This is a genomic window from Mycobacterium sp., from assembly GCF_039583785.1.
GTDB lineage: Bacteria > Actinomycetota > Actinomycetes > Mycobacteriales > Mycobacteriaceae > Mycobacterium.
In genome coordinates this window covers 226836-242179 of the sequence record NZ_JAVKSG010000001.1, presented here as the reverse complement: position 1 = coordinate 242179, position 15344 = coordinate 226836, and the positions used below count along the sequence as shown (strand labels likewise).

The 15344-nt window shown below is 65.9% G+C and carries 16 protein-coding genes and 2 pseudogenes; 6 read left to right on the top strand and 12 right to left on the bottom strand.

Annotated features, from left to right (window positions below; all coding sequences use genetic code 11):
* Window positions 1–31: 31 nt before the first annotated feature.
* Complete coding sequence (locus tag ABDV69_RS01245) at window positions 32–613, bottom strand: DUF1707 domain-containing protein (protein ID WP_343571516.1); 582 nt, start codon at window positions 611–613, stop codon at window positions 32–34.
* A gap of 669 nt (window positions 614–1282) precedes the next feature.
* On the opposite strand from ABDV69_RS01245, the gene ABDV69_RS01240 reads away from it, so the two are divergent.
* From ABDV69_RS01240 to ABDV69_RS01230, 3 genes are all read left to right on the top strand, one after another.
* A complete protein-coding gene (locus ABDV69_RS01240) occupies window positions 1283–1819 on the top strand; it encodes a hypothetical protein (RefSeq protein ID WP_343571515.1) in 537 nt (178 codons plus the stop codon).
* Window positions 1820–2055: 236 nt separating this feature from the next.
* Window positions 2056–2325 (top strand): antitoxin, encoded by a 270-nt coding sequence (locus tag ABDV69_RS01235; protein WP_343571514.1) that lies wholly within the window; start codon window positions 2056–2058, stop codon window positions 2323–2325.
* Entirely contained in the window at window positions 2322–2702 is a 381-nt protein-coding gene (locus tag ABDV69_RS01230; protein ID WP_343571513.1) for a type II toxin-antitoxin system VapC family toxin, read from the top strand. The genes ABDV69_RS01235 and ABDV69_RS01230 overlap by 4 nt, the downstream gene beginning before the upstream one ends.
* A 19-nt stretch (window positions 2703–2721) precedes the next feature.
* Here ABDV69_RS01230 and ABDV69_RS01225 read toward each other — a convergent pair whose 3' ends face one another.
* A complete protein-coding gene (locus ABDV69_RS01225) occupies window positions 2722–4539 on the bottom strand; it encodes a penicillin-binding transpeptidase domain-containing protein (protein ID WP_343571512.1) in 1818 nt (605 codons plus the stop codon).
* Window positions 4540–4965: 426 nt separating this feature from the next.
* Here ABDV69_RS01225 and ABDV69_RS01220 point away from each other — a divergent pair, with 426 nt between their 5' ends.
* A complete protein-coding gene (locus tag ABDV69_RS01220) occupies window positions 4966–5223 on the top strand; it encodes a Txe/YoeB family addiction module toxin (RefSeq protein WP_343571511.1) in 258 nt (85 codons plus the stop codon).
* A gap of 110 nt (window positions 5224–5333) precedes the next feature.
* Here ABDV69_RS01220 and ABDV69_RS01215 read toward each other — a convergent pair whose 3' ends face one another.
* From ABDV69_RS01215 to dxr, 4 genes are read right to left on the bottom strand one after another with little or no spacing between them, the layout of a single operon-like run.
* Entirely contained in the window at window positions 5334–6188 is an 855-nt protein-coding gene (locus ABDV69_RS01215; protein WP_343571510.1) for a GNAT family N-acetyltransferase, read from the bottom strand.
* A 45-nt stretch (window positions 6189–6233) separates the two neighbouring features.
* Window positions 6234–7391, bottom strand: a complete 1158-nt coding sequence (gene ispG / locus ABDV69_RS01210) for a flavodoxin-dependent (E)-4-hydroxy-3-methylbut-2-enyl-diphosphate synthase (protein ID WP_343571509.1) — start codon at window positions 7389–7391, stop codon at window positions 6234–6236.
* Between the two features lie 14 nt (window positions 7392–7405).
* Window positions 7406–8614 carry a M50 family metallopeptidase gene (locus tag ABDV69_RS01205; RefSeq protein WP_343571508.1) on the bottom strand — a complete coding sequence of 403 codons (1209 nt, stop codon included), beginning with the start codon at window positions 8612–8614 and terminating at the stop codon, window positions 7406–7408.
* Entirely contained in the window at window positions 8611–9795 is a 1185-nt protein-coding gene (gene dxr, locus ABDV69_RS01200; RefSeq protein ID WP_343571507.1) for a 1-deoxy-D-xylulose-5-phosphate reductoisomerase, read from the bottom strand. Before dxr ends, ABDV69_RS01205 begins: the two co-directional genes overlap by 4 nt.
* A gap of 87 nt (window positions 9796–9882) precedes the next feature.
* Here dxr and ABDV69_RS01195 point away from each other — a divergent pair, with 87 nt between their 5' ends.
* Window positions 9883–10137, top strand: a complete 255-nt coding sequence (locus ABDV69_RS01195; protein WP_343571506.1) for a DUF2631 domain-containing protein — start codon at window positions 9883–9885, stop codon at window positions 10135–10137.
* Here ABDV69_RS01195 and rlmN read toward each other — a convergent pair.
* The 4 genes from rlmN to pyrH all read right to left on the bottom strand — a co-directional run bounded on the left by rlmN (window position 10130) and on the right by pyrH (window position 13569).
* Window positions 10130–11245 carry a 23S rRNA (adenine(2503)-C(2))-methyltransferase RlmN gene (gene rlmN / locus ABDV69_RS01190; protein ID WP_343571505.1) on the bottom strand — a complete coding sequence of 372 codons (1116 nt, stop codon included), beginning with the start codon at window positions 11243–11245 and terminating at the stop codon, window positions 10130–10132. The two genes, ABDV69_RS01195 and rlmN, sit on opposite strands and share 8 nt — an antisense overlap.
* A 9-nt stretch (window positions 11246–11254) precedes the next feature.
* Window positions 11255–12148, bottom strand: coding sequence for a phosphatidate cytidylyltransferase (locus tag ABDV69_RS01185; RefSeq protein WP_343571504.1), 894 nt, complete (start codon window positions 12146–12148; stop codon window positions 11255–11257).
* Window positions 12149–12171: 23 nt separating this feature from the next.
* The gene (gene frr, locus ABDV69_RS01180; protein ID WP_343571503.1) at window positions 12172–12729 is read right to left on the bottom strand and encodes a ribosome recycling factor; all 558 of its coding nucleotides are present in this window, start codon (window positions 12727–12729) and stop codon (window positions 12172–12174) included.
* A gap of 81 nt (window positions 12730–12810) precedes the next feature.
* Entirely contained in the window at window positions 12811–13569 is a 759-nt protein-coding gene (gene pyrH, locus ABDV69_RS01175; protein WP_343571502.1) for a UMP kinase, read from the bottom strand.
* 516 nt (window positions 13570–14085) lie between these two features.
* Here pyrH and ABDV69_RS01170 point away from each other — a divergent pair.
* The gene (locus tag ABDV69_RS01170; RefSeq protein ID WP_343571501.1) at window positions 14086–14328 is read left to right on the top strand and encodes a CsbD family protein; all 243 of its coding nucleotides are present in this window, start codon (window positions 14086–14088) and stop codon (window positions 14326–14328) included.
* A 63-nt stretch (window positions 14329–14391) separates the two neighbouring features.
* Here the strand turns inward: ABDV69_RS01170 and ABDV69_RS01165 are convergent.
* Together ABDV69_RS01165 and ABDV69_RS01160 are read right to left on the bottom strand one after the other, a co-directional pair.
* Window positions 14392–14905, bottom strand: a pseudogene (locus ABDV69_RS01165) (glycerol acyltransferase); the annotation flags it as partial.
* Between the two features lie 123 nt (window positions 14906–15028).
* A pseudogene (locus tag ABDV69_RS01160) lies at window positions 15029–15281 on the bottom strand (type II toxin-antitoxin system HicB family antitoxin).
* Window positions 15282–15344 lie beyond the last annotated feature (63 nt).

Sequence of the window (15344 nt, the reverse complement as noted above, 5' to 3'; positions counted from 1 at the left end):
TAAGCCGCACTTTGTCGCCGTGGGCGCAGAGTCAGGCGCCGCGGCGGCGCATCAGCGACCGGCGGGGACCCTTGACCTTGACCGAGCCGCATACCACCCGTCCGGTCAGCACCACATGCGGAGCGCCCTCGGCCGGCGCGATCTTGCGCCGATCGCTGGCGCTGCCGCCATACACCTCGACGTCGTCGATCGATGCGCTGGCACCGTCGGGCAAGCGGATCTCGACCGAACCGAAGCGCATGTCGAGTTCGATGACGACCACCGGCCCGGCGAATCGGGCCTTGACCAGATCCAGTTCGACCGAGCCCATCCGCCGCACCAACGCCAACCGGGTCGGGACCGTCCATTCCCCGTGGCGCTTGAGCGATCCGGCCCAGCCGCGCAACTCGACTCGGTCGGCAGCGGAGGTGACGATGGCCCCGGGCCCGGGCAGATCGCCCACCAGGCTGTCCAACTCGTGACGGGTGCGGGCGGAGGACACGTGGGTCGACCGCTCCTCGAACTCGCCGATGTCGATCAGCCCGAGGGCAACCGCATTGTGCAGGCGCCGCAGCGTGCCGTTGCGGTCGGCATCGGAGACGCGCAGTTCGGACAGTTGGTCTGGACGTGTCATGGCGCTACCAATCTACCGCCGTCGCCCGTCGGTGAGGTCCACTGCACGGCCGCCCCGTGCAGTGGTCGAGTTAATGCCACAAGGACGACAATTGAGTTCTCCATGATCCCGGCACTGAGCTTCCCCTGCGCGGCAGCATTCCACGTTAATGCTCAAGTAACGTAATCGTGTTTATGTTGTTGACGTTATGGATTGAAGTGTCAAATCCATTGTCGACGCTTCTCAGACGAATAGTTCGAGAACTCGGATTATTAATCCGATTTACCGGACTTTTTCTTGAATGGCGAGATCCGGGCCGACTGCCGCGAACGCCGCCGGTCGGGGTTACCAACAACAAAGCACTACTAAGCAACGCGCCCAACTGCTGCTTTGCCCGCGTCGGCACTGATCCGACAATCCGACGCGGCGTCCGACCCGCTGCATTGATTCGATCTTCAACAGGTCGACCGCCTCGAACGGCGGGTAAGAGTGGGCTTAGCGCAGCTAGACCTTCACCTGAGTTGTTTATTAAAGGTTCGCTTAACAGTGACCGATTCTTGTTGTAAGCTTTCGATCCGTCGGACGGCTCGTCCGCCATGAGGGGGAGAAGAACTCATGTGCGAGCCACACGACTGTGGGGCGGCAACCCCACAATCCATCCGGAGGGACAACTAGATTGGAGACTCGCACATGAGTCAGAGTAAGTTTACCGGCTTGGGCATCGGCGCAGCCATGGCCGGCGCAGCAGTCGCCGCGTTCGTCGGCATGGGCACCGCCCACGCTGACACGCCGGTCGTCGACTCGTACGCCGACGGCTCGGCCGTCGCCGCCACCGGCGACACCTTTAAACCGAACGACGCGTACGACATGCTGTTCGGCTCCCACGGCACCCAGGGCGTAGACAACGCCGCGCTGGACTTGTCGGATGCGCAGTCGAACCTTACCGGTTACGAGGCGTTCACCACCGACGTCACCACGTTCGAACAGACCGCCGGCGACCACGGGCTGGAAAACCTGGTCAACGCGATCGACCCCAGCGCGTTCTACGAGCAGACGACAGCCGGAGTCACCGGCACTATCACCGACGGCGCCGGCGCGTACCTGGTTCCGGACACCGCCCTGGGCTACCTGGCCACCGGCCTGGACTACGGTCTGCTGACTCCGACCGGTCTGGACTACGTCCTTACCCCGCTGCTCGACCTGCTGACTGGGGCGCCGTTCGCCTGATCCGGCGCACAGATCCACCTCTCTGAGGTGATCGCCTGAACCGGCGGGGATGGGGGGTTTTCCCCGCCGGTTCAGGCACTTCGTCATCGTCGAGCCGGCAGCGGACTCACCGGAGCCCCCGAAGTCCACTCGCTCGGCGAGCAATCCCTGTCGCCCGGTCGCCCCTCGCGGCCGGGCGACGGCTTTGTCCACACCATTACCGCGGCGGGCCCGAGTGGTGTGTAACATCACTACACATGGGTAGTCGAGTTCAGGTAATCCTCTCCGATGAGGAGCGGGAGGCTTTTCGTCAGCAGGCCGCCGCAGAGCACCTGTCGCTGAGCAACTGGCTGCGCCAGGCAGGTCTCAAGCGACTCGAAGCCCAACAGCAGCGTCCGATCCGCACCACCGCCGAGCTGCGCGAGTTTTTCACATCGCTGCCTGAAGACAGCGAGCCCGAACCTGACTGGGAGCGCCATCTCCAGGTGATACAGGAGTCCCGTGGCAGTGGCGCCTCGACGACATGATCTTCGTCGATACCAACGTGTTCATGTACGCCGTCGGTCGCGACCACCCGCTGCGGACGCCGGCCCGCGATTTCTTCGCCCACAGCGTGGAGCAGGTCGACCGACTTGTCACGTCGGCTGAGGTGATTCACGAATTGCTACACGCCTACCTACCTGTCGGCCGGGTAGCCACGCTGGACGCAGCGCTGACATTGGCACGCTCGCTGACTGAGAGCTGGCCTGTCGAACCCGCTGACGTCTTTCACGCCCGAAGCCTGCACAACCGCCACCGGGGTCTCGGTGCGCGCGATCTGCTTCACCTGGCGTGCTGCCAGCGTCGCGGTGTCACCCGCATCAAGACGTTCGACCGGACCCTGGCAAGCGCATTCGGCTCGTAGCGACCGCGGGCAGCGACTCTCAAGCCAGATAGCCCGGCGGCATCGCGTCGAAGAAGAACTTGGTCATCCGCACCGCGTACTCCGAGCTGCCGCCCCCGACGATCAGCGACGCGAAGGCCAGGTCGCCGCGGTAGCCGGCGAACCAGGCATGCGACCCGCCGGGGAACTCGGCCTCACCGGTCTTTGCGTACACCTCGCCGCAGCCCGCGATCTCCTTGCCGGTGCCGTTGGTCACCACTAACCGCATCATCGGTCGCAGACCTTCGATCATCTTCTCGCTGATCGGTGTGGTGTCGCCGGTGATCGTCGTCGGTCGTCCCTCAATGAGCGTGGGCACCGGCGTCTTTCCGGCGGCTACCGTCGCGGCGACCATCGCCATGCCGAACGGAGATGCCAGCACCTTGCCCTGGCCGAAGCCGTCCTCGGTGCGCTCGGCCAGATCGACCGTCGGCGGCACCGATCCGGTGACCGTGTTGATGCCGTCGATCTGGTAGTCCAACCCCAATCCGTATTGGTGGGCGGCCTGCGCCAGGCCACGCGGTGGCATCTGGCTGGCCAACTCGGCGAAGGTGGTGTTGCACGAACTGGCGAACGCACGCGACATCGGGACCACGCCGAGATCGAATCCGCCGTAGTTGGGAACGACCCGCTGCCCGATGTCGAGGTGGCCGGGACAGCCTAAAAGTGTGTTGGGGCTTGCGATGTCGCGCTCAAGCGCTGCGCCCGCCGTGATCATCTTGAACGTCGACCCCGGTGGGTAGAGGCCGGTAGTCGCCAGCGGGCCCACCGCGTCGGTCGCGGAATTCTGTGCGACCGCGAGGATCTCCCCCGTCGACGGTTTGATCACCACGATCATCGCCTGCCGGCCCTGGTTGTCGACCGCGCGCTGAGCGGCGTTCTGCACGGCGCGGTCCAGACTGATCGACACCGACGGGGCCGGCGATGGCTGAACCTCGTGCAGCACAGCCAGATCGACGTTGTTCTGGTTGATGCTGACCACCCGCCAGCCCGCCTCGCCGTCGAGCTGCTCGATCACCGCCTTCTTCACCTGGTTGATCAGGGCCGGCGCGAAGTGGTAGTCGGTCGGCAGCAAGTCGGCCTGCGGGGTAATCACCACGCCGGGCAGGGTGCCCAGCATCGGGGCGATGCGGTTGTTGTCATCGGTGCGCAGCGTGATCAGGTCGACCGGTTTGCCGGTGCCGCTGGCCTGTTCGGCCAGGCGCTGTGGGTCGTTGATCGTGTCGTCGAAGGGATGCAGTGCGTCGACCACCGACCGGGCGGTGCTGATCAAAAAGGCGCCGGCCTGGGATGCGTCCAGGGTGTAGTGGTAGAGGTAGCCGGGCGCCAGCACGTCTGTGCCGCCGACTTCGTTGACCGACGCACGCTTGGGCGGATCGGCCCGCAGTTCCAGCCTTTGATGCTCGCCGAGTCGCGGATGCACGTCGGTGCTTTTCCAGCGGACCTGCCAACGACCTTCGTAGCGAGCCATTTTCAGCTGCCCGTCGTAGGTCCACATCCGGTTCTTGGGCAGGTGCCAGGTGTAGCGGTAGCTGACCGAGCCGGTGTCCTCGGCATACTTCGATCCGGTGATCTGGGTGTCCAGATGGCTGGCCTGCAACCCGGCCCAGGCCGCATTGAGCGCCTCACGCGCGTCGCTGGGGTTGTCGCTGAGCTCAGCGGCCGCACCGGTGTCGCCGACGGCCAGCGCCGCGAAGAATTTCTGGGCCGCCGGCGCGGGCCCCTCCTGTTTCGGCGTGCAAGCCGACACCGCGGTCGTCGTGACCAGCACCGCCACACCAACTGTTGCCGCTGATGCCACTGAGAATCTTGTTGCCATTGTGATTGATGTTAAGAAACAAAACGTCGGGTCCGGCGTAGGCGCACCGCCGTTTGCCCCGAAATCAACGTTGGAGCCAGATCCGCCGCGGGAGGTTGTGCGGATCTCGGCGCAGGAACATGATGAAGCTGGGGTTTGCCGGTGGTCGCCCGGCTATCGGTGATTCAGCATGTGCGGCAGAGGTTTCGGCGTGGCGGCTCCGCCCCGCTGCCGCGGACCGGGCTCAGACGGTCCGCCGCCGTCGATCGTGGGCCACCGGCATCGAGTGTGCGCTCAGGTATTTCAGTGTGCGCATAGGGCGGAGCTCCTCGGCGTGTCGCCGCCAGGAATACACACTCGACGCACCAGGCCGCCCTGGACGCACACTCGACGCACCGGACGATTGGAGACTGGCCAGGGCAGCACACACGATCTGATTAGTGAGCCGTGCAGCTGGTATGGGATGAACTGGCATGGGATGACTACCTGTTTTGGCAGCAGCAGGACCGCAAGCTGGTGCGCCGGATCAACCTGCTAATCGCCGATATTCAGCGCCACGGCAACGACGGAATCGGAAAGCCCGAGCCGCTCAGGCCTGGATTTCGCGGCTATCCGTTACGACGCATCACCGCTGAACACCGCCTTGCCTACAAGATCGTCGGCGATGAAATCCGCATCGCACAATGCCACCTGCACTACACCTGACCGGCTGATACTTGAACGTGTGCGGCTCCGCTGCCGTCGACGGCACTATGGCGTATACGGCGATTACTGCCGCAGCGCTTCGCAATTCAGCCGCTATCTGCCTCTGCGTGTCAGTCCAGCAGGACCGTGGCGAAGGTGCCGATCTCGGCGAAGCCGATGCGGTCGTACGTCGCCCGCGCGACGTTGTTGAAGTCGTTGACGTACAGGCTGGCCGTGCGGCCGGTGCCGACGATCACCGCGGCCAGCGTCGCGGTGCCCGCCGTTCCGAGGCCTCGGCCGCGCCACTCGGGATGCACCCAGACCCCTTGGATCTGGCTGACCGTCGGTGACTGCGACCCGACCTCGGCCTTGAAGACCACCTTGCCGTTCTCGAAGCGGGCCCACGCCCGGCCGGCCGCAATCAAGCTGGCGACCCGGCGCCGGTAGCCCCGCCCACCATCGCCGAATCGCGGGTCGACACCGACCTCGCCGATGAACATGTCGATCGCCGCCACCAGGTAGGTGTCGAGTTCGTCCGGCTTGACCTGTCGCACACCAGGATCGATCGCGCAGGTCGGCATGGTGGTCAGCGACATCAACGGCTGACGGTCACGCACATCGCGGGCCGGACCCCAGGCCGGTTCCAGGCGCTGCCACATCGGCATCACCAACTCGGCACGCCCGACCAGCGACGAGCAGCGCCGCGGTCCGGTCAGCGCCGCATCGGCGAACGCATACAGGTCACTCGGGCGACCGCGCAGCGGAATCAGGTTCGCGCCGGCGAAGCACAACGACTCGTCGGGCCCGCGGCGCGTCCACAACTCGCCACCGATCGAGTTGGGGTCCATGCCGTGATCGGCCACCCGCGCGGCCACCATGCACGAGCCGACCGGGTCGTCGTCGAAGACCTTGCGCACCGAGGCGCCATCGCGGACAACAGACACCCGTCGCTCGCTGACCATGCGGCGGATCGGCGGAGCCGACATACTGACTCTTTCTGCGACGGATTACTCGGCCGGATCAGGCCAACGTCAGCTTACGGTCACCACTGGCGAACCGCTTGCCGTTGACCCTTCAGTGCCCGTCTCGTTAGCCAATCGCATTGCCTCTTCGATCAGCGTCTCGACGATCTGCGCCTCGGGCACGGTCTTGATCACCTCGCCCCGGACGAAGATCTGACCCTTGCCGTTACCTGAGGCAACGCCGAGGTCGGCCTCGCGGGCCTCCCCGGGCCCGTTGACGACGCAGCCCATCACGGCCACCCGCAACGGAACGTCGAGCCCTTCGAGGCCGGCGGTGACTTCGTTGGCCAGGCGGTAGACGTCGACCTGCGCACGCCCGCACGACGGGCAGGACACGATCTCCAGCCCGCGCGGCCGCAGGTTCAGCGATTCCAGAATCTGGGTGCCGACCTTGACCTCCTCGACCGGCGGCGCCGACAACGACACCCGGATGGTGTCGCCGATGCCCCGCGACAGCAGGGCGCCGAACGCGACCGCGGACTTGATGGTGCCCTGGAAGGCCGGGCCGGCCTCGGTGACGCCGAGGTGCAGCGGGTAGTCGCACCTGGCGGCCAGCTGCTCGTACGCCGCGACCATCACCACCGGGTCGTTGTGCTTGACGCTGATCTTGATGTCGCCGAAGCCGTGTTCCTCGAACAGCGAGGCCTCCCACAGCGCCGACTCGACCAGCGCTTCGGGGGTCGCCTTGCCGTACTTCGCCATGAACCGCTGGTCCAGCGATCCGGCGTTGACACCGATGCGAATCGGAATACCCGCGGCGCCGGCGGCTTTCGCGACCTCACCGACTCGGCCGTCGAATTCCTTGATGTTGCCGGGATTAACCCGAACGGCCGCGCACCCCGCATCTATCGCGGCGAAGATGTACTTCGGCTGGAAGTGGATGTCGGCGATGACCGGGATCTGACTCTTCGTGGCGATCGCGGCAAGCGCGTCGGCGTCTTCCTGACGCGGGCACGCCACCCGGACGATGTGACAGCCGGCGGCGGTCAACTCGGCGATCTGTTGGAGGGTCGAGTTGACGTCATGAGTCTTGGTGGTGCACATCGATTGCACCGAAATCGGGTGATCGCTGCCTACCCCGACATCGCGGACCATCAGCTGGCGTGTCGTGCGACGCGGCGCCAGCGTGGGCGCCGGCGCGGCCGGCATACCCAGACCTGTGGTCACTGTTTGCCTTCTCCCTACTGGAACAGCCGAATCGGGTTGACCACATCGGCGGTCACCGTCAACAGCATGTAGCCGACGACCACCACCAAGACTACGTACGTCGCGGGCATCAGCTTGAGGTAGTTCACCGGCGCCGCTGCGACTTTGCCGCGGGCCGCGCGAATCACATTGCGTAGCTTTTCGTAGAGCGCGATGGCGATGTGACCACCGTCGAACGGCAGCAGCGGCACCAAATTGATGACGCCCAAGATGAAGTTCAACTGCGCCAAAAACAGCCAGAACGCCATCCAGACACCGTGATCCACGGTGTCACCGCCGATGATGCTCGCGCCGACGACGCTGATCGGGGTGTCCAGGGAACGCTCACCGCCGCCGATCGCGTGGATCAGCGCGCCGACCTTGGTCGGAATCGCGACCAGCGACTTGCCCAGCAGCACGGTCAGGTTGCCGGTGAAGGTCAGCGTGGCCGGTATCGCACTGACCGGGTTGTAGTGGGTGGGCCCGGGCTGCGTGCCGACCACACCCATCACGCCGATGGTCGCCGGCTTCGGAGCGCCGTTCTTGCCGCTGGTCACCCAGCGCTGCTTCGGCACGATATCGACGTAGCGGGTCATGGTCTGACCGTCGCGCTTGATCACGACGGGGACGGTGCCGTGCAGTTTCTGGACCACGCCGGCCATGTCGGAGAAGTCGGTGACCGGAGTGCCGTTGACCTCGACGACCACGTCACCGGCCCGGATCCCGGCGTGGGCCGCCGGCCCGTCGCCAGTGCACTTCTCGAAGTCACCTTGCTTGATTTCACTTGCCGCACAAGCTGTTTGGCCGATCACCGCAGCGGGATGCAGGTTCGGCAGCCCCCAGGTGACCGCGATGGCGTAGATCAGCACCAGGCCGATCACGAAGTTCATGCCCGGTCCGGCGAACAACACCGCCGCCCGCTTCCAGGTCTTCTGCTTGTACATCGCGCGATCAAGCTCGTCGGGCTGCAGTTCTTCGACCGACGTCATCCCGGCGATGTCGCAGAAGCCGCCGGCCGGGATGGCCTTGAGCCCGTATTCGGTCTCGCCGCGGCGAGTCGACCACAGGGTCGGACCGAAACCCACGAAGTAGCGCCGCACCTTCATGCCGGTGCCCAGGGCGACCCACATGTGGCCGCATTCGTGCAACGCCACCGAAATGAGGATGGCGAGTGCAAACAGCACGATGCCGATTACGAACATCATCGAAGCGGTGAAACCTCCTGTGTGATCGCACCACGCGCGCGCTCGCGGGCCCAGCGCTGCGCGTCGAGTACATCTTCCACGGTAGCGGGTTGCGCGGCCCACTGGTCGGCGGCGCTGCAGACCTCGGCGATTGTGTGCACGATGGCCGGAAAACCGATTCGACCGCCCAGGAACGCCTCGGCCGCTTCTTCGTTGGCGGCGTTGTAGACGGCGGTCATGCAGCCACCCGTCTCGCCGGCTTGCCGGGCCAGCGCCACCGCCGGGAACACCTCGTCGTCCAGCGGCTCGAACTCCCAGGCCGAGGCGGTGGAGAAGTCACACGCCGCCGCGGCGCCAGGCACCCGGTCCGGCCAGCCCAGCGCCAGCGCGATGGGCAGTTTCATGTCCGGCGGGCTGGCCTGCGCGATCGTCGAGCCGTCGGTGAACGTCACCATCGAGTGCACGATCGACTGCGGGTGCACGACGACGTCGATCCGGCGGTACGGGATGCCGAACAGCAGGTGCGCTTCGATGAGCTCGAGCCCCTTGTTCACCAGCGACGCCGAGTTCAGTGTGTTCATCGGTCCCATCGACCAGGTCGGGTGGGCACCGGCCTGCGCGGGCGTGACGTGCTCCAGCTCGGTCGCGGTCCAGCCCCGGAACGGCCCACCGGATGCGGTCAGCACCAGCTTGGCGACTTCGTCGGCGCCGCCGCCGCGCAGACACTGCGCCAGCGCGGAGTGCTCGGAGTCCACCGGCACGATCTGGCCCGGTTGCGCGGCGGCCAACACCAGCGGCCCGCCGGCTATCAGCGACTCCTTGTTCGCCAGAGCCAACCGGGCGCCGCAGGCCAGCGCGGTGAGCGTCGGCTGCAGGCCGAGCGCGCCGACCAGCGCGTTCAGCACCACGTCGGCCTCGGTGTTCTCGATCAGCCGGGTCGCCGCGTCGGGTCCTTGGTACGTGACGTCGCCAATCGCCTGCGCGGCGCGCTCGTCGGCGACGGCGAGGGCGGACACCCCCGTTTCGGCGCGCTGCCGGGCCAGCAGGTCCGGGTTGGCGCCCCCGGCGGCGAGCCCCACCAGCTCGAAGCGGTCCGGGTTGGCGGCGATCACCTCGAGCGCCTGGGTGCCGATCGAGCCGGTGCTGCCCAGCACCAGGGTCTTCAGTCGGCGGTTGGACACCCACTCATTGTGCCGCGCCACGGGCGCGCCCGACGAATCCCCGGCCGGCGACGATGCGGGGTGTGCCAGAATGAGCAGGCATCCCGATCTCAACCCGAGGAGTTCACCGTGGCCGGTACCGAGGTGGAGCGCTCAAGCGGTGTCGACATCGCTGAGGTGCCGTCGGCAAACTGGGGCTGGAGCAAGATCAGCCACCGTAACTGGCACGTCTACGGAATCCTGTTGATCGGTCTGCTGGTGGCCTTCCTGCGCGAAAACCATGTGGGCCACGTCGAGGACCTCTGGGTGATCGGTGTCGCGCTGTTGAGCCTGTTCGTCCTCGTCCGCGACATGTGGGGCCGCCGGCGCGGCTGGCTCAAGTAGGCAGTTCGGCGGCTGCCAACTGGCCGCACGCCGCGGCGATCTCACGGCCGCGGGTGTCGCGCACCGTGCAGGCCACTCCGGCCGCGCGGACCCGGCGAACGAATTCCCGCTGCACGGGCTTGGGGCTGGCATCCCATTCGCTGCCCGGTGTCGGGTTCAGCGGAATCAAATTCACATGCACCAACGGACCCAGCGCCCGGTGTAGTCGCTTGCCCAGCAGCTCCGCGCGCCACGGCTGGTCGTTGACGTCACGAATCAGCGCGTACTCCACCGATACTCGCCGACCCGTCTGCTCGGCGTAATACCGCGCGGCGTCCAGCGCCTCGCCGACCCTCCACCGGCTGTTGACTGGCACCAAGGTGTCGCGCAGCTCGTCGTCGGGGGCGTGCAGCGACAGCGCCAGCGTCACACCGAGTCGCTCATCGGCGAGTTTCCGGATGGCGGGGGCCAGTCCGACTGTCGACACCGTCACCGAGCGGGCCGAAATGCCGAAGCCCGCGCCTTTCTCCGCCGAACCGATGATGCGACGCACTGCTGCCAGCACCCTGGCGTAGTTGGCCAGCGGCTCCCCCATGCCCATGAACACGATGTTGGACAGCCGCTGACTAGGTGGGCCCCACTCGTCACGCAGCGTCGCGGATGCGGACCGCACCTGCTCGACGATCTCGGCGGTCGACAGGTTCCGGGTCAGACCGCCCTGACCGGTCGCGCAGAACGGGCATGCCATGCCGCAACCCGCCTGCGAGGAGATGCAGACCGTGTTGCGCTTGGGATAGCGCATCAGCACCGACTCGAAGGTCGTCCCGTCGACCGCCCGCCACAGCGTCTTGCGGGTTTCTCCTGCGTCGCAGGTGATTTCGCGGGCCGCGGTCAGCAGCGTCGGGAACAACGCCTCAGCCACTTGGCCGCGAACCGCGACCGGCAGGTCGGTCATCTGCTGCGGATCGGCGATCAGCCGGCCGTAGTACTGATTCGCCACCTGCCTGGCCCGAAACGCCGGCAGACCCAGCGCCGCGACGGCTTCGGCGCAGCCGGCATCGTCGAGGTCGGCCAAGTGGCGTGGCGGCAGCGCGCGCCGAGGCGCTTCGAATACCAACTGTTGCTTCACCGGTGCACCTCAGGGCAGCAGAGTCAGCACGATCCAGGTGGCGACCGCCGACGGCAGCGCCCCGTCCAGCCGGTCCATCAGGCCACCGTGACCGGGCAGGATCCGGCCCATATCCTTGATGCCCAGATCACGCTTGATCTGCGATTCGACCAGGTCGCCCAGGGTGGCAACAGTCACGATGGTGAGCCCCAGCAGCAGACCGATCCAGGCCGGCCGGTGGGCCAGCAACGTGGCGGTCAGTGTCACCGCGGTGATCCCGAAGAGCAGCGAACCCGCCATGCCCTCCCACGACTTGTTCGGGCTGATCGACGGGACCATCGGATGCTTGCCCACCAGCACACCGACCGCATACCCACCGACGTCGGATGCGACGACGCCGATCATCAGAGAAAACACCCGGCCGGAGCCGTTAGGCGGATACACCAGCAAGACGCTGAACGACGCGAACAGCGGCACCCAGGCGGCCAGGAAGACCGTGGCCGCGACGTCGCGCAGATAATTGCCCGACGGCGAATCGGCGGATCCGTGCGGCGCGGAGGTGGAGCCGAGCGCCAACCGCCAGAACATGCAGACCACCGCGGTGGCGCCGAACCCCGCCAGCGCACCGAGAGCATGGTAGGGCCAGGTCAGCCAGATCATCAGCTGGCCGCCGACCAGCAACGGAATGACCGGGATCACGTAACCGGCCTCGCGCAGCCGACGCACGACCTCGTGAGTGGCGACGGGCATCGCGACGGCCACCAGCAGAACCCACAGATAGCGGTCCCAGATCAGGATCGCGATGATGGTGAAGCCGATGACGGCGCCCACAGCGATCGCCGCCGGAAGATTGCGGCCAGCCCGCGATTTCTTCTGCTTGGGCTTGTGCACCGGGATGCCGGCGCCGGTATCGGTCTCTGCCACGTACGTCGTCTGCTGAGCGGCCGCTAGACCTCCAGCAGCTCGCCTTCCTTGTGTTTGACCAGGTCATCGATTTGAGTCACATACTGCTGGGTGGCCTTGTCCAAATCTTTCTCCGCGCGGCCGACCTCGTCCTCACCGGCTTCGCCGTCTTTGCGGATGCGGTGCAACTCCTCCATGGCCTTGCGGCGGATGTTGCGCACCGTCACCTTCGCGTCCTCGCCCTTGGATTTTGCCTGCTTGACGAGCTCGCGGCGACGCTCCTCGGTCAGCTGAGGCACCGCCACCCGGATCACAGTGCCGTCGTTGCTGGGGTTGAGCCCGAGGTCGGAATTGCGGATCGCGTTCTCGATGTTGCCGAGTTGGCCGGCCTCGTATGGCTTGATGACGACCAGCCGCGCCTCGGCGACGTTGATGCTGGCCAGCTGAGTGATCGGGGTGGCCGAACCGTAGTAGTCGATGACGATGCGGTTGAACATGCCGGGATTCGCCCGGCCGGTGCGGATGGTCGACAGGTCGTCGCGACTCACCGCCACGGCCTTTTCCATCTTCTCTTCGGCGTCAAAGAGAGTCTCGTCAATCATTTCCGCCGCTCCTCGTCACTTCTCCCGGTCGCACTGCCCTGTTTATTGTCGCCGGCGGGCATTTCCGCGCCGCCCCTCCCTTCACGTACTCACCAGAGTGCCGATCTTCTCACCTGCGACGGCGCGAGCGATATTGCCGTCGGTCAGCAGGTTGAAAACCAGAATCGGCATCCGATTGTCCATGCACAAGCTGAACGCGGTGGCGTCGGCCACCCGCAGCCCCCGGTCGATGACTTCACGATGCGTGATCGCGGTCAGCAATTCGGCGCCGGGGTTGACACGCGGGTCGTCGGTGAAGACGCCGTCGACCGCCTTGGCCATCAGCACCACGTCGGCGCCGATCTCCAGAGCTCGCTGCGCAGCAGTGGTATCGGTGGAAAAGTACGGCAGCCCCATGCCGGCGCCGAAGATCACCACGCGCCCCTTCTCGAGATGGCGCCGGGCCCGCAGCGGAAGGTACGGCTCGGCGACCTGGCCCATCGTGATCGCCGTTTGAACCCGGGTGTCGATGCCTTCTTTTTGCAGAAAGTCTTGCAACGCAAGGCTGTTCATCACCGTGCCGAGCATTCCCATGTAGTCCGAGCGGGTCCGCTCCATGCCGCGCTGCTGCAGCTGCGCGCCGCGGAAGAAGTTGCCACCGCCAATCACCACGGCGACCTGCACCCCGGTGCGGACCACTTCGGCGATCTGGCGGGCGACCAGTGCCACCACGTCGGGATCCAGACCGACCGATCCCCCACCGAACATCTCGCCACCGAGTTTGAGCAAGACCCGGGTGTACTGGGGACGATTTACCGGGCCATGGGCGCCGTTGGTGATCGTCGGCTCCTGCTCCGTCATCAGACTCCTCGCGTGGGAAGGCGCCATCCGGCTGACCCCCGAAACAGCACGTCCCATCCTGCCTTATCGCCGGCGTTCGCTTGCAGTGTCGCCGGGCTGAATGGCAGACGCGACGGTGTTGACCTCAGAAATCTTGTTCGCCTGCGATTGTCGCCCGCGCGGCGGGCGCGAATTGCGAAAACACCGAAACTCGGTCAGCAAATACAAGTCGCGCGACCGCGAGGGCTTATGACGTTGTGGTCGAGCACATTTGGGGCAGGCTGTCGGCAGCCGACGCGGCCGACGCCGACGTGGGCGGCATCACAACGGTCCTGTTCAGGCCCCGTAGCAGCGGCGAAGTGCGATCGCGGCCCTGCACAGTCACCGGCGAGGTGTGCGGAGGTTTGCCCGACCAGCAACGTGGGAACCCGTTGCCTTGCGGTGTGGCGAGGCGATGTCTGCCTCAGCTACGCGCACACGGTCGAACTATCGGCCGGAAAATCGAACGGTTATGACGTAAGTCAACAGGAGGACTCCATGTCGGACGACAACAAGAGCGGGCCCGCAGAAGGCATCAAGGGTGTAGTCGAGGGCGCCAAGGGTCTGGCTAAGGAAGCCGTTGGCACAGTGATCGGCCACGAAGATCTCGAGAAAGAGGGCGAGGCCCAGCAGGACAAGGCCTCAGCCCAGCGTGATGTCGCCAGGAAAGAAGCCGAAGCCGAGGCAGCTCGAGCCAGTGAAGCGGCGGCCGAGAAGCGCCAGCAGGCCCACCAAGGCTAATTTTCCAGCCAAAGAGGCCCGGCCGGCAACGGACCGGGCCTCATTCGCGCTGCGAAGCGGCGCTTAGCCAAAGACCGGCAACGCCCGCGTACGGGCGAGCGCGTCCATGCCGCGCTGAATGCTGTCTTCGACCTCATGATATTTGCGGTCGACGTAATCGTCGTCGTCGGCTCGCGCCGGATCGTGGTCAATTTCGACCGCTGGCATGACCCGGGTCCGGATCTTGGCCGGCAGCGGCACCTGCGGCACCTGCGGCAGCGCGGCAGGAGCGATACCCCAGGGCAGCGAGATGGCCATCGGAAAAACTCTGAGTCGCAGCAACTTATCCAATCGCAGGGCCCGCGAGGTTTGCCCGATCGCGCTCCCGCCACGGTCGCAGCGAGTCCACCTCGCCGCCCGGCCCCAGCGCCACGTCGTGCCCCGCCAATGCTGTCGCAATGGCATCTGGAGCTGCGGGTAACACGCCCATCGAGCGGAAGTAGCGGCCAAACCCCGGGATGGCCATCAGTGCGTCGTGAGCGGTGTCGTGCACGGTGCGCTCCGTTCCGAACCGCCGCCACCATTGCAGACCAACGGTCGTCTCAGCGGCGCGAGTTCACGCGGATGTTGGCGACGCTGGGGCCGGACTAGGGCCACATCGGTCACATTGGCACCAAGACTGGGGACACATTCTTTTTTGCAAACGTGACCACCTGCGATATCACACGTCGAACAAGCCAATTGGTGGCCGACCCGCCAACTTCTGCACGACCCACTGATTCATCGACACGTGCTGCTCGGCGGCCTCGACAGCAAGCTGAGAATGCAATGTCGGCGATGTCCGCACCAGAAACTTGCCGCTGAACTTTTCGCTCGGTGCACGGTGGCGTAACCTCCCCGTCGCAGCCGACGATCGCTTCCTGCAGCGTCGACGCCCAGTGCCCCAGCCAGCTCAGCTCAAGACAGCGGGCCAGCTATTCGCCGTGCTCGGAGGACCATGCGGCGCGATAGGTGTAGCGGTCCACCCGAACGTGATA

Bases quoted from the DNA above. Each gene is read 5' to 3' on its own strand.
- frr (WP_343571503.1), bottom strand. From the start codon at position 12,729: ATGATTGACGAGACTCTCTTTGACGCCGAAGAGAAGATGGAAAAGGCC.
- ABDV69_RS01240 (WP_343571515.1), top strand. From the start codon at position 1,283: ATGAGTCAGAGTAAGTTTACCGGCTTGGGCATCGGCGCAGCCATGGCC.
- ABDV69_RS01225 (WP_343571512.1), bottom strand. From the start codon at position 4,539: ATGGCAACAAGATTCTCAGTGGCATCAGCGGCAACAGTTGGTGTGGCG.
- ABDV69_RS01170 (WP_343571501.1), top strand. From the start codon at position 14,086: ATGTCGGACGACAACAAGAGCGGGCCCGCAGAAGGCATCAAGGGTGTA.
- ABDV69_RS01235 (WP_343571514.1), top strand. From the start codon at position 2,056: ATGGGTAGTCGAGTTCAGGTAATCCTCTCCGATGAGGAGCGGGAGGCT.
- ABDV69_RS01230 (WP_343571513.1), top strand. From the start codon at position 2,322: ATGATCTTCGTCGATACCAACGTGTTCATGTACGCCGTCGGTCGCGAC.
- ABDV69_RS01215 (WP_343571510.1), bottom strand. From the start codon at position 6,188: ATGTCGGCTCCGCCGATCCGCCGCATGGTCAGCGAGCGACGGGTGTCT.
- pyrH (WP_343571502.1), bottom strand. From the start codon at position 13,569: ATGACGGAGCAGGAGCCGACGATCACCAACGGCGCCCATGGCCCGGTA.
- ABDV69_RS01205 (WP_343571508.1), bottom strand. From the start codon at position 8,614: ATGATGTTCGTAATCGGCATCGTGCTGTTTGCACTCGCCATCCTCATT.
- ABDV69_RS01245 (WP_343571516.1), bottom strand. From the start codon at position 613: ATGACACGTCCAGACCAACTGTCCGAACTGCGCGTCTCCGATGCCGAC.